Raw genomic sequence first — 17627 nt, forward strand, 5'->3', positions numbered from 1 at the left:
AGAGCGAGGTCGCGACGAACAACCTAGGTGAGCGGTTTAAGCTCCTGGGCGATCGTCGGCAGCAGTTCCGAGACGTTGGGGTGGATGTGCATGGCGCGCGCCAGCGTCGAGATCGGGGCCTTGGCGTACATGAGGTCGAGCACGCAATGGATCGCCTCGTCGCCGCCTGGCCCGAGCACGGTGCAGCCGAGGATCTCGCCGGTGTCGGCATCGGCGAGGATCTTCATGAAGCCTTGCGTCTCGCCCTTCTCGACCGCGCGGCCGACACGCGTCATCGGCCGCTGGCCGACCAGCGCGCGGCGGCCGGATTTCTTCACCGCGGCTTCCGTCATGCCGCAGCGCCCAAGCGGCGGATCAATGTAAAGCGCATAGGCCTCGATGCGGTCGGTGACCTTGCGCGGATCGTTGTCGAGCAGGTTGGCCGCGACGATCTCGAAGTCGTTGTAGGAGGTGTGGGTGAAGGCGCCCTTGCCGTTGCAGTCGCCCATCGCCCAGATGCCGGGCACGCTGGTGCGCAACAGGTCGTCGACGACGATGAAGCCGCGCTGGTCGACCTCGACGCCGGCTTTTTCGAGGCCAAGATCGTCGGTGTTGGGGACGCGGCCGAGCGCCAGCAGCACATGCGAGCCGACCGCCGGCGGCTGGCCGGCGGAGAAAGTCACGGCGACCTCGTTGCCTTTCCTGGCGAACGCGATGTCGCCGGCGCCAACATGGACGGTGATGCCTTCATTTTCGAGAATGGCCTGGATGGCGGCGGACGTGTCCTCGTCCTCGCGGCCGGTCAGCCTCGGCGCCTTCTCGATCACCGTGACCTCGGAGCCGAAGCGGCGGAACATCTGCGCGAATTCGAGCGAGATATAGCTGCCGCCGACGACGATCAGATGGCTGGGCAGGACATCGAGATCCATCATCGAGGAATTGGTGAGATAGGGGATGTCGTGGACGCCGGGCAGGTCGGGCACGGAGGCGCGGCCGCCGGTGTTGAGGAAGATCTTTGGCGCGGTCAGCAGCTCGTCGCCGACACGCACGGTGTCGGCGGATTCAAAGCGCGCGTGGCCGCGATAGAGCGTGCACTTCTCCATGCCCGCGATCCAGGTCTCGAGCCCCGTGCGGGACGCGCCCGAAACCTTGTCCTTGCGCGCCTTGATGGCCTTGTAGTCGACGGCGACGGGACCGGAAACCGTCACGCCATAATCGGCGGCGCGGCGGGCGAGGTGCGCGGCATAGGCGCTCGCCACCATCGTCTTGGTCGGGATGCAGCCAGTGTTGACGCAGGTGCCGCCGATGAGCTTGCGCTCGATCAGCGCCACGCTCATGCCGGCCGCGTTGAGCCGGCCGGCGAGCGGCGTGCCGGCCTGGCCGGCGCCGATGACGATGGCGTCGAAGGCTTTGGCGCTCATGCGACGGCAGCCACGATCAGCAGCCCGCCGACGATCGCAATGGCGTCCTCGATGAAGGCTGCGGGCGGATCCTTGCCGAAGGCGGCGGCCAACCGGCCACGCACCTCGGCTCCGCCCAGCGTGCCGATCACCGCGCCGATGGCGCCGGCGATAAGACCGCCGATGGTGGCGCCGCCGGTCGCGCCGAGCACTGCGCCGGTGAAGGCGCCCAGGACGATACGGGCGCCGAATTGCTGCGGCACCTTCCGGCTCGGCGTCGACGGCAACTGGTCGGTGACCAATTCGACGATCGCCAGGATGGTGAAGATGCCGACGGCAATCCAGTGGCCCATGAAACTCGCCCAGGTGCCGGCGACCGGCAGCCAGCCGAGATAAGAACCCCAGGCGACGGCGGCCGGCGCTGTCATGGCGCGCAGGCCGGCAACGACACCTATCAGCAGTGCAAGCAGGTAAAGCATGATCGACCCCCTCAAAATCGGAACCTCGCACGGTTCCATGAAGGCAGGCTAGCATAGGCTGGGCGTTTGGCCACGGGCTTTTGTCCGACAATCGGTTGTGCAAACGAAATCGGGAGATGTCGCCATGTCGGCAAGCGAGCGCATGAAGATGGCGGCGGGCGAATGGTACACCTGCATAGACGATGAGCTCGAGGCGCAGCGCTTCGCCGCGCGCGATGCGGTGTTCGAGCACAATAGCCTGCCGCCCCGGCATCGTGGCAATATAGGGCCTGCTTTGCGGGCGCTGCTTGGTGGCGCGGGCGAAGGGGCTCGCATCGAGGCGCCGTTCCATTGCGCCTATGGCTTCAATGTGTTTCTCTGCGACGGCGTCTTCCTCAATTCCGGCTGCATCATCCTCGACACCGCGCCGGTGCGCATCGGCAAGGGCACGCTGCTCGGCCCAAATGTGCAGATCTACTGCGCCGAGCATCATCGCGAGGCCACTGGACGGCTGGCCGGGCTGGAGATCGCAAAACCGGTGACGATCGGCGACAACGCCTGGGTCGGCGGCAGCGCGGTGATCCTCGCCGGCGTCAGCATAGGCGAGGGCGCCATCGTCGGCGCCGGCGCGGTGGTGACTCGCGACGTGGCGGCCAACACGACCGTGGTCGGCAACCCGGCGCGGGTTGTCACGCCGCGCTGAGCGTCCCCGCGGTCTTGGAAAACTCCCGCCGATATTGCATCGGCGAGGTTTTCAGCCGCGCGGCGAAATGCTGGCGCAGCGAGGTGGCGCTGCCGAAGCCGGCTTCGAAGGCCACCAGGTCCATCGACTTGTCCGTCTGCTCCAAAAGCCGCTGCGCCAGCGCGACGCGCTGGTCGGCAAGCCAGTCGCCGAAACTGGTGCCGGTGGTTTTCTGGAAACGGCGCGTGAAGGTGCGGCGGGTGAGACCCGCTGCTTCGGCGACGCTGTCGAGACTGTGCGCTTCGCCGAGCGATGCCCGCACGTCATCGAGGGCCTTGGCGAACCGGTCGGCGTTTGGCGTTGGCGCAAGCGGGCGCTCGATGAACTGTGCCTGGCCGCCCTGCCGGTGCGGTGAGAGCACTACGTGACGAGCGAGCCGCAGCGCCGCCTCCGCGCCATAGCGGGCGCGCACGATGTGCAGGCAGCAGTCGAGCCCGGCGGCGACGCCGGCGGAAGTGATGACGTCGCCATCGTCGACATAGAGCACGTCGGCGTCGATCGCGATGTCTGGATGAAGCGCCTGGAGTTGATCGGCATAGGCCCAGTGAGTCGTTGCCTTACGCCCGGCCAGCAATCCGGCGCCGGCAATGGCGAAGGTGCCGAGGCACAGACCCACGATCAGCGCGCCGCGCTTATGCGCGCCTTGCAGCGCCTCCTTGAACGGCGCAGCCAGAGGGGCATCGAGGTCCTTCCAGCTTGGAATGATGACGATATCGGCCTCGTTGAGCGCCGAAAGATCGTGCGGCACAACGATGCTCAGCCCCGCATCGGTGTGAATGGGTCCCTCCTCCATCGCGCAGACGCGGAAGTCGAAGCGTGGCAGTCCAAGCCTGGTTCGATCGGCGCCGAACACCAGACAAGGCACGGAGAGGTGGAACGGGCTGATGCCGTCGAAGGCGACAGCGGCGATGATCGGATTCTTCATGGCTGACATCGTTTGCGTGGATTGGCGAATGTCCCAATTCTTTCGAATGATGTCAATCGGCCACTTTCGGCCACCGGGACATCCGCCTAGCTTTGCGCCCCAACCCGGTCGAAAGGAAAACCACCATGTCAGCACCAGCCACCCAGCCGCGCCGCGCGCTTGTCGTCGTCGATGTCCAGAACGACTATGATGGCGGCAACCTCGCCATCCAGCATCCGCCCTTCGCCGAGACGGTCGCCAATGTGGCGCGCGCCATGGACGCGGCCGCGGCGGCCGGCATCAAGGTCGTCGTTGTCAAGCAGATGGCGCCCGAGACCTCGCCGATCTTCGCCAAAGGGAGTCACGGGGGCGAGTTGCATCCAGAGATCGCCAGGCGCAGCCGCGACCATTATGTCGAGAAGACGCTTCCGTCGGTCTTCACCGGCACGGATCTCGAAGCCTGGCTGCGCGCCAATGCCATCGATACGATCGCGGTCGTCGGCTACATGACCCACAATTGCGATCTGTCGACCATCATCCACGCGGTGCATATGGGCTTTGCCGTCGAGTTCCTTTCGGATTCCAGCGGCTCGGTGCCCTATGCCAACAGCGCCGGCTATGCGTCGGCAGAGGACATCCACCGGGTGGTGACGATCATTCTGCAGTCGCGCTTCGCCGCGGTGCTGAAGACCGCCGAATGGATCGACTGTCTGAAGACCGGGAAGCTGCCCGGACGCGACACGATTTATGCATCGAACCAGCGGGCCCTGAAGCGGAACGCTGCCTAGTCCGGCAAGCAAAGGGCGCCGCGGGCAGCACGGCGCCCTTGATCGTTTTCAGCTCAAAGAATGTTTAGAACAGGCCTTCGATCTGACCCTGCTCGTTGAGGAAGATCTTTTCCGAGGACGGCGCCTTGGGCAGGCCGGGCATGGTCATGACCTCGCCGCAGATGATGACGACGAAGCCGGCGCCGGCCGAGAGCCTGACCTCGCGCACCGGCACGGTGTGGCCGGTGGGCGCGCCGCGCAGGTTCGGGTCGGTCGAGAAGGAGTACTGGGTCTTGGCCATGCAGACCGGCAAATTGCCGTAGCCGGCCTGTTCCCAGGCATGCAGCTGGTCGCGGATCGACTTGTCGGCGATCGCCTCGTCGCCGCGATAGATGCGCTTGACGATGGTGTTGACCTTTTCGAACAGCGGCATCTCGTCGGGATAGAGCGGCGAGAACTGGGAGGCGCCGGACTCGGCTATTTCGACCACCTTGCGGGCGAGGTCCTCGATGCCGGCCGAGCCTTGCGCCCAGTGCTTGCACAGGATCGCCTCGGCGCCCTGCGCCTTGACGAAGTCCTTCATCGCCTGGATCTCGGCTTCGGTGTCGGTGGTGAAGTGGTTGATCGCCACCACCGCCGGCACGCCGAACTGCTTCACGTTCTCGATGTGACGGCCGAGATTGAGGCAACCCTTCTTGACCGCCTCGATGTTCTCCTTGCCGAGGTCTTCCTTCTTGATGCCGCCATTCATCTTCATGGCGCGCACGGTGGCGACAATGACAGCCGCCGACGGCTTCAAGCCGGCCTTGCGGCACTTGATGTCGAAGAACTTCTCCGCGCCGAGGTCGGCGCCGAAGCCGGCTTCGGTAACGACATAGTCGGCGAGCTTCAGCGCGGTCGTGGTGGCGACGACCGAGTTGCAGCCGTGCGCGATATTGGCGAACGGGCCGCCATGCACGAAGGCCGGGTTGTTCTCCAGCGTCTGCACCAGGTTGGGCTGCATGGCATCCTTGAGCAAAACCGCCATGGCGCCGTCGGCCTTGAGGTCGCGGGCATAGACCGGCGACTTGTCGCGGCGATAGGCGACGATGATGTCGCCGAGACGCTTCTCGAGGTCCTTGAGGTCGGTGGCAAGGCACAGGATCGCCATCACTTCCGAGGCGACGGTGATGTCGAAGCCGGCTTCACGCGGATAGCCGTTGGCGACGCCGCCCAGCGAACAGATGATCTCGCGCAGCGCCCGGTCGTTCATGTCCATGACGCGGCGCCAGGCGACGCGGCGGGTGTCGATGCCGAGCTCGTTGCCCCAGTAGATGTGGTTGTCGATCAGCGCCGACAGCAGATTATGCGCGGTGGTGATGGCGTGGAAATCGCCGGTGAAGTGGAGGTTCATGTCCTCCATCGGCACCACCTGCGCAAGGCCGCCGCCGGCGGCACCGCCCTTGACGCCGAAATTCGGACCGAGCGAGGCCTCGCGGATGCAGATGATCGCCTTCTTGCCGATGCGGTTGAGGCCGTCGCCGAGGCCGACCGTGGTGGTCGTCTTGCCTTCGCCGGCGGGCGTCGGGTTGATGGCGGTGACCAGGATCAGCTTGCCATCCTTGTTGCCCTTCACCGACCTGATGAACTCGGCCGAGACTTTGGCCTTGTCGTGGCCATAGGGCAGCAGATGCTCGGTCGGGATGCCGATTCTGGCGCCGATCTCCTGGATCGGTTTCTTCTTGGCGGCGCGCGCGATCTCGATGTCGGACTTCACTTCGGCCATGACGGCTTTCCTCTGGAGTAGGCGGTGGAGGGGAGGGGTTCGATCATTCGTGCATGGTCGAAACGCCGCCCGGACGCAAGGTCATGTTCTAACCTTGTCGCTGGCGCGGCGTCAACTTCCATGCAACTATGTTTCCTGTTAAGAAAGAGTGTTCCTGTCGCCGGGCCTCTTCCAAGGCAGCCGTCTCGGGCCCGGTCGTTGCGCCGTATAGAAGCCAGAGCGGGGGCGGTTTCGCCGTCTCAAAACAGCCGCCTAATGCGCGAAAAGCGACAGGGGCCACGGCGCAAATCCGCCATCGCCCTGTCGGCCCGAGACGGTGCTATTGGGTCAGAACGTTGCTGATCTCGACCATGTTGGAGCGCACGCGCAGGATGTAGAAGCCCATCGTCGTCAGATGCGTCGGCAACAGCCAGCCATCCTCGCGGCCATTGGCGATGATGAAGGGCTGGATGCGTAGCGCCGAGACGAACTGCGAATCCATCGTGTCCCACAGGCTCTGCAGGTGCTTTTCCTTGAGCACGTCCTCGAAGTCGGCCTGGGCGCCCTTCATGAGGCCGTAATAGGCATAGAGCTGGCCATAGGCGAACCAGAAGCGGTCGTCGGCGCGGGTATCGAACCATCCGTTGTTGTGGTTTTCGGCGCGCTCCTTGAGGATCGCCGAAGTCGAGCCGATATCCGAAGCGATGCGGTCGATATATTGCTTGAGATTGTCGGCGCGCGCGTCGAACGTCGCCTGGCAGGTGGCGAGCCGGGCGTTGAAGGAACGCAGCTTGCGCACCGCGTCGCGATAGTAGCTCGGCGTCGGCGTCTTGGGGCCGAAGGGGTTCAGGCCGAAATACCAGGTGTACTCGTCGAACTGCAGATTGCCGCGTGCGTCCTGCAGGTCGGCATCGATCTGCGAAGTCGTGCGCACGCGGCCGAGATTGTCGGCAAGCTCGGTCGCGGTGCGGCGCACCGCCTGGTTGATGCCGCGCTGGAAGGACGCCTTGTTGTCCATCCAGGGCGTGTTGTCCCAGTCGATGCCGAACAGGCCGAGCTTGTAGAGGATCATCGACGAGATCCAGGCATTCTGGTTGACGTTGAAGTCCGTCAGGTCGGCGGCGACCTGGGCGATCGCCGAGTTGCCGCAGGTCTTGGCCGTGTCGGTGCCAGCGCCGGCGGAGACCTGCTCGCCGGCCGACACGTTGCGCTTCTCGAATGTGTAGGTGTCGGGATAGTTCGGGTTGAAATTGTTCCACCACTGCGTGGCGTAGAAGAAATTGGCGTAGAGGCCGATCAGCACCAGGAGGGCGAGACCGACCACCGCCTTCAGGATCCAGCCGCGCTGTCCGTACCAGCGGCCGACCCACATGAACGGCCACAGAATGACGCCGATGACGAAGCCGATGCCGCGGCCGATCCACTGGAAGATCTGGGTGAAGAAGTTCACGATTGGGTCGAGCATGGCTGTGGCACCCCCTTAGAGCATTTCACCGTTTCAAGGGAAACGGCGATCTGCCTTAACCCTTTGTTTTGGCGCAATTCCGGGCGGAAAACCGCCCAGACTCTTCTAGTCAGTCAGGCCGTAAAGGCGCGCGCGGAACGCCGCCTTGTCCTTCAAATATGTGGTTTTCAGAACGTCCACAACATGGCTTCGCCAGGCGTCGCTGTAGCTCTCATAGTCCTTGTAGAAGCCGGGCTTGTTGAAGACGTAGCGCGAGACGAAGTCCTGCGGCACGAAATCCGAGATCAGCTGGTTGGTCAGCCAGGCATCGGGATGTTCGGGCTTGGCGCGCACGACCAGGAAGCGCTGGCGCGGCGGCACGTCCTCGATCTTGAGATGGCCGAGTTGGGCGATCTCGCGCTTGGCGGCGTTGAGGAAGGGAAAGTTCCCGTCCTGGGCGATCAGGTCGGCATGGCCGTGGATCCAGGTCTGCAGCCAGACCTTGTCAACATCGGTTAGGTTGCGGTTGGGCTCGGCATCGCGGATCAGCGCGCGCACGACCATCTCGGCGCGGTGCTCGAGATAGCCGGAGGCCTCGATCCACGAGGCGCGCGGCAGGTCGAGGCGGCCGGTGGCGGCAAGGAAGCGGAAAACCTTGTCGGCATCGTTGATCGACAGGTAGCTGACCTGCCAGGGGCGTGAGCGGCGGAAGCCGGGAGCGGCCGGATCGCAGATCACCGTTGTCATGTCGGGATCGACGAAGACATAGAGGCCGCCGAAATGGCTGGTCCAGTAGGCATTGTGGCGGAAGATCACCTGGTCGGGGACCAGCGCGTTCTCGCGGATGTCGCCGCAGATTTTGGCCAGATCGACCATGCGCTGCAGCATGGCATTGTCGCGCCAGGCGTCTGGCTCCTGCTTCAGCCGGTCGACCAGCTTGCCGAGCTCGGCCGCCTTTCCCAGCACATCCTCGGCCGACAGCACCTTGAACTCGACCTGGTTGATCGAAAGCAGGTCCTCGATGTCGTTGACCTTGGGGACCGAGTCCTCGATCTCGCCGTAGATCACGTCCTTGATGGTCAGCGCGTCGATGGCGCGCCTGTTCTTCGACATGAACTCGAACATCAGCTGCGAGGTGTTGGAGAAGGCGGTGTGCACCACGGGCAGATCGATCTGCGACGGCGTCAGGATAATGAAGCGGCGGTTGACCTCGTTGGGATCGAGATAGTCGAAGTCGCCGCACTCCTCGGCGATCTCGGGCGAGAAGCCGGTGCGGTCGATCTGGAAGCTCTTCAACCTGGTCGGCTCGAGGCCGAAGGCGACAAGCGCCTTGTTGTAGCGCTGGATGAGATGCGGCTCGTCGACGGCGAGCAGCCTGCCGTAGATCAGCTCGTTATCGCGCAGGAGGTCGGGTTTCTTGGCGGTGGGCTTCATCTTTCCTTCTCCCCGTTCACGGGGAGAAGGTGCCCGAAGGGCGGATGAGGGGCGGCGCCAATGCTCATCATCCTTGCTCCGATCTTGCGGCCGGCAGAAATTTCGCATCGACCCCAATCATCTTTCGATCCAACCGACCATCCAGCGCCGCAACAATCGTATCCAGCACGCTCGCGCAGTTGGTCAAAACATCTGCGTGCCAAACCCTCAATACGGACCAACCGTTTCCGTTCATCGTCTCGTCCCTGTATCGACCGGGCATGTTGGCTGCCGTCAACCTCGACAACCAGATTGGCTCCGCGGCAAGCGAAGTCCGCGAAGTAAGGGCCGATCGGCAGTTGGCGAACAAACTTGTGGCCGTTCAATCGCCGCCCCCGCAGTTCATGCCACAGCCGTTCCTCCGCATCGTTTTCGACCTGCCGCAGCTCGCGGGCTCTCTTAACCTTTGGCTCATTTCTGCCACGCATGGCGCTGCCCCTCATCCGCCCTTCGGGCACCTTCTCCCCGTGAACGCAGGGCTGTCCGGGGAAAGGTTCGGGTGAATCGAAATGCCGCATGTGCATGCCCCGTAAGACGGGGATTTTCCGTCTACCTTCTGGTTGTCGAGACTCAGAAAGGGAACGGGGCATGCGCTTTACGCCTAGCATTCTTGGCAAGCTGGTTGAACCGATCAATCGTCGCCGCTTCCAGACGATTGTGGATAGCCATGACGGGGATGCGTATGACAAGTCGTTCAAGAGCTGGGACCATCTCGTGGTGTTGATCTATGCTCAGCTCAGCGGCGCGACGAGCCTTCGCAGCCTGCAAGCCGGCTGGAACGCCAACTGCCAGCACCATTACCACCTCGGCAGCGACCTGTTGCGGCGCTCGACCTTGTCGGACGCCAACCGGCGCCGCCCTGTAGCCGTCTTCGCCGAGACGTTCGCCCTGCTTGCAGGCCAACTCGACCGGCAGATGCGTCGCGAAGGCAGTGCCATGCTGCGGCTGATCGATTCCACGCCCATCCCGCTCGGCAAGCTTTGCGACTGGGCCAAGTCGAACGGCCGCATCCGCGGCATGAAGCTGCATATCGTCTATGATCCAGACAGCGACTGTCCGCGCGTCCTCGACATCACCGATGCCAACGTCAACGACGCCCAGATCGGCCGCACCATCTCTATCGAAGACGGTGCGACCTACGTGTTCGACAAGGGTTACTGCCACTACGGCTGGTGGACGGCGATCGCGGCGGCGCAAGCCTTCTTCGTCACCCGGCCCAAAACCAACATGGGGCTCAAGCTGGTGTGCGATCGTCCCCTCGCAGCCATGCACGGCGATGGCTTCACCGTGCTTGAGGATGCCGAGGTGAGCTTTGCCAGCAAAGGCGATTCCAAACTGCCGATCCGCTTGCGTCGCATCATCGTGAAGCGAGACGAAGGCGACACCATCACGCTGCTGACCAACGATCTCGAGCGCTCGGCCGCCGACATAGCAGCCCTCTACAAGGGGCGCTGGCAGATTGAGCTCCTGTTCCGCTGGATCAAGCAGCACCTCAAGATCCGTAAGTTCCTCGGCAACAATGACAACGCCATCCGCCTGCAGCTCTTCGCCGCCATGATCGCCTATGCGCTGTTGCGCATTGCAGCGCGCGCATATCGCGTTGCACTGCCGATCCTGCGCTTCACCGACCTGGTGACACGATGCCTGTTCGAGCGGCGCCACATCGCCGCCATCGACAAACCGCCGCCCGTCAATCCAAGTCGAAGGTACCCCCGCTGCTCTCCCGATCAGATGAGCCTCGACTATGTCTAACTTTCCCCGGACAGCCCTGCGTTCCACGGGGAGAAGGAAAAGATCACCACGCCCCCTTCTTCTTCAACTCCTCCATCTCGCGCGCCGCGCGCTCGCGCAGCCTTGCGTCGCGCAGGAGCTTCTCCACCGCGGCATCATCCGACTTGTCGGAATAGCGGAATTCGGAATCGGCGTAGCGGTTGATCTCCTGCATGACCATGTCCATCGAGAACGGTCCGCGCAGTTCCTCGATCATCGCCTTCTTGTCGTCGTAGCTCTTGTGCATGAAGGCTTCGGGCTTCTCGAACCAGTCGTCCGGCAGCTCGATATCCATGGCGCGCATCTTGATCGCGTCGGTGACGTTCTTGACGGCGCGGCCGGTGAAGCGCGGTTCGGCGTCCTTGATCATGTGCAGGTAGGTGCCGATATCGGCCATGGTCTTGGGCGCGCCATTCTCCTTCATGTAGCGCTCATAGACCTTCATCAGCCCGTCTTCCTGCGGCTTCTCATGCACTTCATAGGCTTCGGCCACGGCGCGCTGGATCTCCTGCGCGGCATAGAGCTCGTGGTCCCCAAGCGGGATCTTATGGTTCTTGCCGGCAAGCAGCACGAAGATGTCGATATAGTCGTCGCGGGTCTGCGGGCCGTCGACCAGCCAGCGCGCGCCGGCGCGCTGGCGCAGCGCGTCGTCGACATTTTCGGGATAGTTGGAGAACATGCCGAAAGAGCAGTTGCCGCGCACGACCGTCGAGGCGCCGGCGAAGGCGTCCATCAAAACACCGGTGATCTCCTGCTGACCGGCGGAGGCACGGTCGTCGGAGCGGCGCGCCGCCACCTGGTCGATATCGTCGATGGTGCCGAAGCCGATGACGCGCGGATTGAGCACGTTGTTGATGAATTGCCGGCAGTTCTGGCCGGACTTACCCTGATAGGACGAGATCTGGTCGACGCCGAAATTCTCATAGGCGAAGGGATAGCCGGCCACCTGGCAATAGCCGTTGACGAGCCCGGCGATCATCTGGATCAGCGTCGTCTTGCCGGTGCCCGGCGCGCCGTCGCCGATGAAGGTGAACAGGAAGCCGCCAAGCTCGACGAACGGGTTCAGCTCGCGCTCGAAATCATAGGCCATCAGCATCTTGGCCAGCCTGACCGACTGGAATTTGGCGATGTGGTTGCCGACAACCTCTTCCGGCTTCTTGAAGGTCATCACCAGCGGCTTGGAGCGCTTGCCGGGCGCGACGTCGAAGCCGTCGAGGGTGAAATCGTCGACGTCGATGCGGATATGCGCGTTCTCGAACGGGCCTATGCCGTCGAAGCGGCCTTTGCGCGCCAAGAGCCCGTCGATGGCGACCCGGGCGAAGGCGCGAGCACGCGTCATCAGGTCCGCATCGTCCTTCGAGCCGGCGATCGCCTTGTCGAGGCCGGCCACGATCGATTTCACCGCGTCCTGCGGCGTGTCGAACAGGAAGTCGGGCTCGGCGGTATCGTTCGGCGCCTCGCCGTCGCTGTCGATCAGCTGGAACAGATAGGAGGCAAAGCTGAAAGCGGAGACGTAAGCCGAAGCCGAGAGAAGCTTCTTGAAGGTCGACGCCTCGTCGCCCTCCAGCGGCGCACGGGCATTCTTGGCCTGCAGGCTTTCCAGGTCCGAGCCTTCGGCGAAGACATCCGAAATGGCGAGCGCGATAGCGAGGCCACGGCGGGCGCGGTAGAGCAGCGTGTGCTGCGGGATGCTCATCAACTGGTCGTCGGGATGGATCGCTGCGACCGTCTTGGTGAGCTCGACCTCGCGCGTGCGGCGCACCGAGCCGACCGACACGGTCGAGACGAAGCGGCGGTTGGTGCCGGCGAGCGCGGTGCCGGATTCGCGCGACGGGTCCTCCAGCACCACGATGCGGGTGATGAAACTCTGCGCGACAGTGCGGTGCTTCTCGATTGCGGCTTCCGAGATCGTGGTCAGGCCGGTGTCCATGAAGGATGCTCCGCGGTTTGACGATCATACATCGCTGATGACCTGTCCGTTGGACAGGATGTGGACCTTGTAGCCGGAAAAGATCTTCTGCGCTTCACCCGCGGCATAGAGCGCCTGGTAGGCCTCGTGCGGGATCAGCGCGTGGTTCTCGTAGCTCGAGACGCCCTGGCGCGCGGCTTCGAGATCGTCGGTGTTGATGAAGAATTCCTGCGTCGTCTTCTCGCTGGAGAAAAGACCCCTGCGGCCGGGCTTCTCGCTCTTGGAAAAGACCTCCTGGATTGTCCAGGTGAGCAGCCAGGCATTCTCGGGCTTGCGCACTTTGGAGAGCACCTCGGCCACGGTCGAATTGTTGTCGGTAATGCCGGCCGAGTAGAAGGGTCCGAGCACCACGCGCCGCAGCTGCTTGGGATGCAGCGGCTCGAAATCCTTGTCGAGATTGACGGCGATCGTTGCCGGCGAGAGCGTGTAGGCCGAATTCTTCTCGGTGAAATCGTCGAAGCGGTGCGCAAGCTCGGGATTGAGCAGGCCATCGACGGGAAGCGGAATGTCGACGCGCTCGTTGAGCTTGCCGGTGCTGTCGTCGACAAGCTGGCGCACCATGCTTTCGGAGGAGTCTTCGACCGTCACCATGTAGATCAGCGGCAGGTTGGCGCTGCCGTCGAATGTCGCCCAGTGGACGAGATAATAGGGCCGCATGGTCTTCGGGTTGACCGAGACCTTGGCCGTCTGCGCAAGCGTGAAGGGGCCGAAGGTCGCCTCGCTCTTGACGTCCTCCAGATAGAGCCGCTCGGCCATCGACTTCTGCAGCGCCTCGGGAAACTCCTTGTGGCGCAGGATGAAGTCGGCCATCTCCTCGCGCAGCTCGCCGGCTTGCGGGATGTTGGCCAGGCGGGCGTCGGCCTGCTGGCGGTCGTTTTCCAATTCGAGCAGGTTCTGGAACACGGGGTAGCCGCTGTCGGCGCGCGATATGCGGAAGGTGTCCATGAAGCCCAGCCGGTTGCGCCAGCAGGCAAAGGACTTGTCCAGCCGCGCGATATATTCCGCGACGATCCTGGCGACGATGCCGTGCCGGTAAAGCGGCGAGCGGTCGTCGCGCATGAACACTTCCAGTCCGCCCAGCGCCGCCGTGATGGCGGAAAAATAGCGGGCCGCCGCGTCGTTCTCAGGTGTCATGGGACTGCCGTGGAGACGATATCAGCGGCGCCGCCCAAGCAGATATTCGTAGGGTGCCCCACGAATATCTGCTTGGATGCCTTTGTTTTTCGCAGGTTCTGACCGCAAAACCGTGGGACACTTTTGCGGAACCTGCTTAGGACTGCACGTAGTTGGCGGAATTGTGCTTTTTCATCACATCGTCGAAGCGGCGGGCGAAGGCGTCGTCGGCGAGCTTCTTGCGGCGCTGGATGTCGGCTGAAGCCACCATGTTCTTCTCATGCATCTCGAGCAGGTCGCCGATATGCTTCTGCGAGGCGGCGCCGATGCCGGCCATCGTCTCCTCGGCCGTGTTGTCGACCTGGCTGCCCAGCGTGTTGATCTTGTGGGCGACGTCCTGCTGGGCGGCGGTCTTCAGCGAATCCTCCAGCGCCTTGTACAGCACGATGCGCTGTTCGGTGTCGATGGTCAGCTTGTTGATCAGCGTCGACTGCGCGGCGATCTGGTTGTTGAGCGAATCGACGAAGGTCTGGAACATCGAGGTATAGCGCTCCAGCGTCTGGCTTTCGGCGAGCAGCTCCTGCTCCTTGGCCTGCTTTTCGTTGTACTCGGTCGCCATTTTGGAGCGCTCGCCCTCGAGCTCGGTCCGCTCCTTCTGGGTCGTCGAGGCGGCGATCTTGTTCTCGATGTCGAGCAGCAGGGGGTTCAATTCCTCGATGCGCTTCTGCACGGCCTCGAGGTTGGACATGGTCGTTTTGCGGCGCTCGATCACCTGGGACAGGCTGGTCTCGGAAGTCTTGTAGCGCTGGTCGAGGATCTGTTTCTGCGCCTTCAGGATGCCGACGATGGTATCCGACTTCGCCAAAAGCTCCTGCAGATTGCCGGCCAGCGACATGTTGCGGACGCGGTCGGTGCGCATGCGCTGCTTGCGCTGCTCGGAGAAGACACCGACGAAGTTTTCCCAGCCGGTGTAGCTCTTCATGCTCTCGAACTCGGCGCCGAAAACGTTGGTGGCGTCCTCGAGCCCGATGATCAGGTCGGCGATATTGCCTTCCATGACCTTCTGCTGCTTGAGCACGTCCTCGATGCGGGCGTTCTCGATGTCGAAATTGGCGTCGCCGATCTTCTTGTCGGCCTGGGCAAGCGTGTCGAGCACCGTCCCGGACTGCTCGATCTTGGTGCGCATGTCCTGCACGACCTGCTTGGTCTTGGCAATTTCGGCATCGAAATTCTGCAATGTCGCCATTGGGGCCTCCCGCTTCGGCATCCGTTTCCATGTCGTGGCGGCGAATATATGTGGGGCTTCAAGGGATTGAAAGAAGGAAGACAAGGCGAGACGTCAAAACAAAAGAACTGGTCAGGTCCTTGAAAGACAAGGCAAGCATGTGCATGGCGGCCAGTAATGAGCGACGCCGTCTAACAGCTTCAGCTTTTATGCCTTAAGCTATTGTTTTTACGGACGGCCAAGGCGATGACACAGCGCCGGCAAATCTCGTGCGCCGGCGGTAAGACCAGTTTCTTTCCAATTCCGATCAGGGTTTTGGGTCGGCCTTGAGATAGGCGATCACGTTGGCGATGTCGTCGTCGCTGGTCAGGCCGGCAAAGGCCATTCTGTTGCCGGGAACCTTCTGCCTGGGCGCCTTGAGATATTCGGCGAGGTTGGCTTCGTCCCAGACCAGGCCGGCGGCGCCGGCATCCTTCATGGCTTGCGAATAATGGCCGGCAAAGCTCTCCGCCGAGCCGGCCTTGCGGCCGACGACGCCCAGCAGATGCGGGCCGACCTTGTCGCGGTCGCTTGCCGCCTCATGGCAGGCCATGCAGCGGTTGAAGACCTTCTTGCCCAGCGCTGCATCGCCACCGGCATGCGCGGCAAGGCCGCTGGCAAGCAGGAAAAGCGTGGCGGGCGAAATGGCTCGAAGCATGGCTGACCCCGGAGAGTTCTGGCTGTCGGCCTTATAGGGCGAAGCCTTGATAAAGGCCACACCCGGGCTGCGGGCAGTCTCCGCGGCTCAGGCCTGCTGCGCCAGGTCGCGGCGCAGAAATCATGCAGACGATCGACTGCCGGCGTCGTCGACAGCGGGTTGCGCAGTATGCCGATCTCGAGGTCCGGCAACGCCGGCAGCCCCTCATTGGCGCCGATGATGCGCAGCGACGGCGGCACGCTTCGTTGGGCAAGGCCGGCGACCGCCAGCCCGGCTTGGACGACCGCGACCAGTCCGAGCAGGGAGGCGCTGGAATAGGTGCAGCGATAGGATCGGTCGGCACCGCCCAGTGCCTGCAGCACATTCATCCTTGCCGCGCAGCCAGGTTCGAACAAGGCGACAGGCAGCGGATCGGTCTGCCAGGCGACGTGATTGGGGGAGGCGACCCAGACAAAGCGCTCCAGCCTGATCACCTCGAGCGGCTGATCCGGGAGGCGGGTGACGATCGCCAGGTCGAGCCTTCCCTCCGCTAAGGTCTTCACCAGCGCGGTCGACTGCTCGCAGACGAGTTCGACGGTGACCAGCGGGTGATCCTCGGCAAAGCGTGACAGCACGGGCGGCAGCAGGAAGGCGGCGTAGTCGTCCGGCACGCCGAGGCGCACGCTGCCTGTTTCCTTCGGCCGGGTGACGCTCGCCCATGCCTCGTCGGACAGTTTCAGCAGCCGGCGCGCATAGATGAGGAAATCCTCGCCGGCAGCATTGGGGGTGACCGTTCTAGGGCCCCGCACCAGAAGCTGGTTGCCCACCATGTCCTCCAGCCTTTGCATCTGCATGCTGACCGCCGACTGGCTGCGGCCGACTCGCGGCGCCGCATTGGACAGGCTGCCGCTTTCGACGACGGCAACGAAGGTCTTCAGCAGGTTGAGGTCGAGTGGAGCGGCCATGGCGCTATCAGCATATCGAATAGGTACTTACAAATCTATTCGCTTGATTGAAATCGTTTCGGCTGGCCACATGAGCTTCGATCCGTTGGAGAGCCGATGATGAGGGACATATCGATCGCCCGCTTCCCCGCCGCGAGCCTCGCTCTGGCGATGGTGATTGCCGGCACGGTTGGCGCCTTCGTCACGGAGTCGGGACAACATCCCGTCACCGTCGTCTTCTGGCGATGCGTGTTCGGCGCGCTGTTCCTAGCCGCGTGGTGCCTGTTGCGCGGCTACCTGCCGGACCGGACGCTGTCCCCATCCCGGCTTGCGCTCGCCGCGCTCGGCGGCGTTTGCATGGTGCTGAGCTGGACGGCCTTCTTCGCCGGCTTCAGCATGACATCGATCGCGACGACGACAATCGTCTACCATGTACAGCCATTCTTCGTGGTGCTGATCGGCGTTGTCTTCCTCAAGGAACGCGTCTCGCCCGACCAGATCCTATGGATGCTTGGCGCGTTCCTCGGCGTGGTGCTGGCCAGCGGTCTGGTCGTCACACACGGCCATGCCGACGCCAAATGGGCGTTGGGCATCGCGCTGACGCTGGGCGCTGCCCTGCTTTATGCGGTGGCGACGATCCTTGCCAAGGGCCTCGGACAACAGCGCGCGGAGATCACCGTGCTTTGCCAGACGCTGGTCGGGGTCGTGTTGCTCGCCCCGTTCGCTGACATCGGCCATCCCATCCCGCCTGCGTCGTGGGGCTGGCTGGCCGGGATCGGAGTCCTGCATACCGGCATCGCCTATGTGCTGATGAACTCCGCCTTTCCGCGCCTGACGACGCCGGTCATCGGCATCCTCACTTTCATCTATCCGGTCGTGGCCATCATCATCGACTGGGCCATGTACGGCCACCCGCTCGGACCGGCGCAGGCTGCCGGCATGGCGCTGATTGCCCTGGCAACGCTCGGCGTGCGGCTTGGCTGGCGGTTTCCGATGCGGCGTGTCTCGGCCGCCTAAAC

Annotated in this window: 14 protein-coding genes and 2 pseudogenes; 4 read left to right on the plus strand and 12 right to left on the minus strand. The window is 63.4% G+C overall.

The annotated features are described in order from the left end of the window. Positions 1-23: 23 nt before the first annotated feature. Both EJ072_RS24065 and EJ072_RS24070 read right to left on the minus strand, forming a co-directional pair. Positions 24-1400 (minus strand): FAD-containing oxidoreductase, encoded by a 1377-nt coding sequence (locus tag EJ072_RS24065; protein ID WP_126081608.1) that lies wholly within the window; start codon positions 1398-1400, stop codon positions 24-26. Next, positions 1397-1858 (minus strand): DUF4126 domain-containing protein, encoded by a 462-nt coding sequence (locus EJ072_RS24070; protein ID WP_126081609.1) that lies wholly within the window; start codon positions 1856-1858, stop codon positions 1397-1399. The genes EJ072_RS24065 and EJ072_RS24070 overlap by 4 nt, the downstream gene beginning before the upstream one ends. 124 nt (positions 1859-1982) lie before the next feature. On the opposite strand from EJ072_RS24070, the gene EJ072_RS24075 reads away from it, so the two are divergent. After that, a complete protein-coding gene (locus tag EJ072_RS24075) occupies positions 1983-2540 on the plus strand; it encodes a sugar O-acetyltransferase (RefSeq protein ID WP_126081610.1) in 558 nt (185 codons plus the stop codon). Here the strand turns inward: EJ072_RS24075 and EJ072_RS24080 are convergent. After that, the gene (locus tag EJ072_RS24080; RefSeq protein WP_126081611.1) at positions 2527-3504 is read right to left on the minus strand and encodes a helix-turn-helix domain-containing protein; all 978 of its coding nucleotides are present in this window, start codon (positions 3502-3504) and stop codon (positions 2527-2529) included. The genes EJ072_RS24075 and EJ072_RS24080 overlap by 14 nt on opposite strands. 125 nt (positions 3505-3629) lie before the next feature. On the opposite strand from EJ072_RS24080, the gene EJ072_RS24085 reads away from it, so the two are divergent. Continuing rightward, complete coding sequence (locus EJ072_RS24085) at positions 3630-4271, plus strand: cysteine hydrolase family protein (protein ID WP_126081612.1); 642 nt, start codon at positions 3630-3632, stop codon at positions 4269-4271. Between the two features lie 64 nt (positions 4272-4335). Here EJ072_RS24085 and EJ072_RS24090 read toward each other — a convergent pair whose 3' ends face one another. The 4 genes and pseudogenes from EJ072_RS24090 to EJ072_RS24105 all read right to left on the minus strand — a co-directional run bounded on the left by EJ072_RS24090 (position 4336) and on the right by EJ072_RS24105 (position 9339). Beyond that, positions 4336-6015: a formate--tetrahydrofolate ligase gene (locus tag EJ072_RS24090; RefSeq protein ID WP_126081613.1), complete on the minus strand. Its 1680-nt coding sequence runs from the start codon at positions 6013-6015 to the stop codon at positions 4336-4338. A gap of 319 nt (positions 6016-6334) precedes the next feature. Beyond that, positions 6335-7459: a DUF2333 family protein gene (locus EJ072_RS24095; protein ID WP_126081614.1), complete on the minus strand. Its 1125-nt coding sequence runs from the start codon at positions 7457-7459 to the stop codon at positions 6335-6337. Between the two features lie 105 nt (positions 7460-7564). Beyond that, positions 7565-8872 carry a DUF6638 family protein gene (locus tag EJ072_RS24100; protein WP_126081615.1) on the minus strand — a complete coding sequence of 436 codons (1308 nt, stop codon included), beginning with the start codon at positions 8870-8872 and terminating at the stop codon, positions 7565-7567. A gap of 67 nt (positions 8873-8939) precedes the next feature. Beyond that, a pseudogene (locus tag EJ072_RS24105) lies at positions 8940-9339 on the minus strand (DUF559 domain-containing protein). Positions 9340-9499: 160 nt separating this feature from the next. Between EJ072_RS24105 and EJ072_RS24110 the strand changes: the two are divergent. Further along, positions 9500-10663, plus strand: coding sequence for an IS4 family transposase (locus EJ072_RS24110; RefSeq protein ID WP_126078352.1), 1164 nt, complete (start codon positions 9500-9502; stop codon positions 10661-10663). 43 nt (positions 10664-10706) lie between these two features. On the opposite strand, the gene EJ072_RS24115 is transcribed toward EJ072_RS24110, so the two are convergent. The 5 genes and pseudogenes from EJ072_RS24115 to EJ072_RS24135 form a co-directional block, all read right to left on the minus strand. Continuing rightward, on the minus strand, positions 10707-12611 hold the full coding sequence (locus EJ072_RS24115) for an ATP-binding protein (RefSeq protein WP_126081616.1): 1905 nt from the start codon (positions 12609-12611) through the stop codon (positions 10707-10709). A 24-nt stretch (positions 12612-12635) separates the two neighbouring features. Further along, positions 12636-13784 carry a hypothetical protein gene (locus tag EJ072_RS24120; RefSeq protein ID WP_126081617.1) on the minus strand — a complete coding sequence of 383 codons (1149 nt, stop codon included), beginning with the start codon at positions 13782-13784 and terminating at the stop codon, positions 12636-12638. Positions 13785-13920: 136 nt separating this feature from the next. Further along, positions 13921-15009: a hypothetical protein gene (locus EJ072_RS24125; RefSeq protein ID WP_042640276.1), complete on the minus strand. Its 1089-nt coding sequence runs from the start codon at positions 15007-15009 to the stop codon at positions 13921-13923. Between the two features lie 286 nt (positions 15010-15295). Next, positions 15296-15685, minus strand: a complete 390-nt coding sequence (locus tag EJ072_RS24130; RefSeq protein WP_126081618.1) for a cytochrome c family protein — start codon at positions 15683-15685, stop codon at positions 15296-15298. A 164-nt stretch (positions 15686-15849) separates the two neighbouring features. Continuing rightward, positions 15850-16629: pseudogene (locus EJ072_RS24135) on the minus strand (LysR substrate-binding domain-containing protein); the annotation flags it as partial. A gap of 96 nt (positions 16630-16725) precedes the next feature. Here EJ072_RS24135 and EJ072_RS24140 point away from each other — a divergent pair. Further along, positions 16726-17625 carry a DMT family transporter gene (locus tag EJ072_RS24140; RefSeq protein ID WP_245466969.1) on the plus strand — a complete coding sequence of 300 codons (900 nt, stop codon included), beginning with the start codon at positions 16726-16728 and terminating at the stop codon, positions 17623-17625. Positions 17626-17627 lie beyond the last annotated feature (2 nt).

The sequence above is a fragment of the Mesorhizobium sp. M2A.F.Ca.ET.046.03.2.1 genome, assembly GCF_003952425.1.
Classification (GTDB): Bacteria; Pseudomonadota; Alphaproteobacteria; order Rhizobiales; family Rhizobiaceae; genus Mesorhizobium.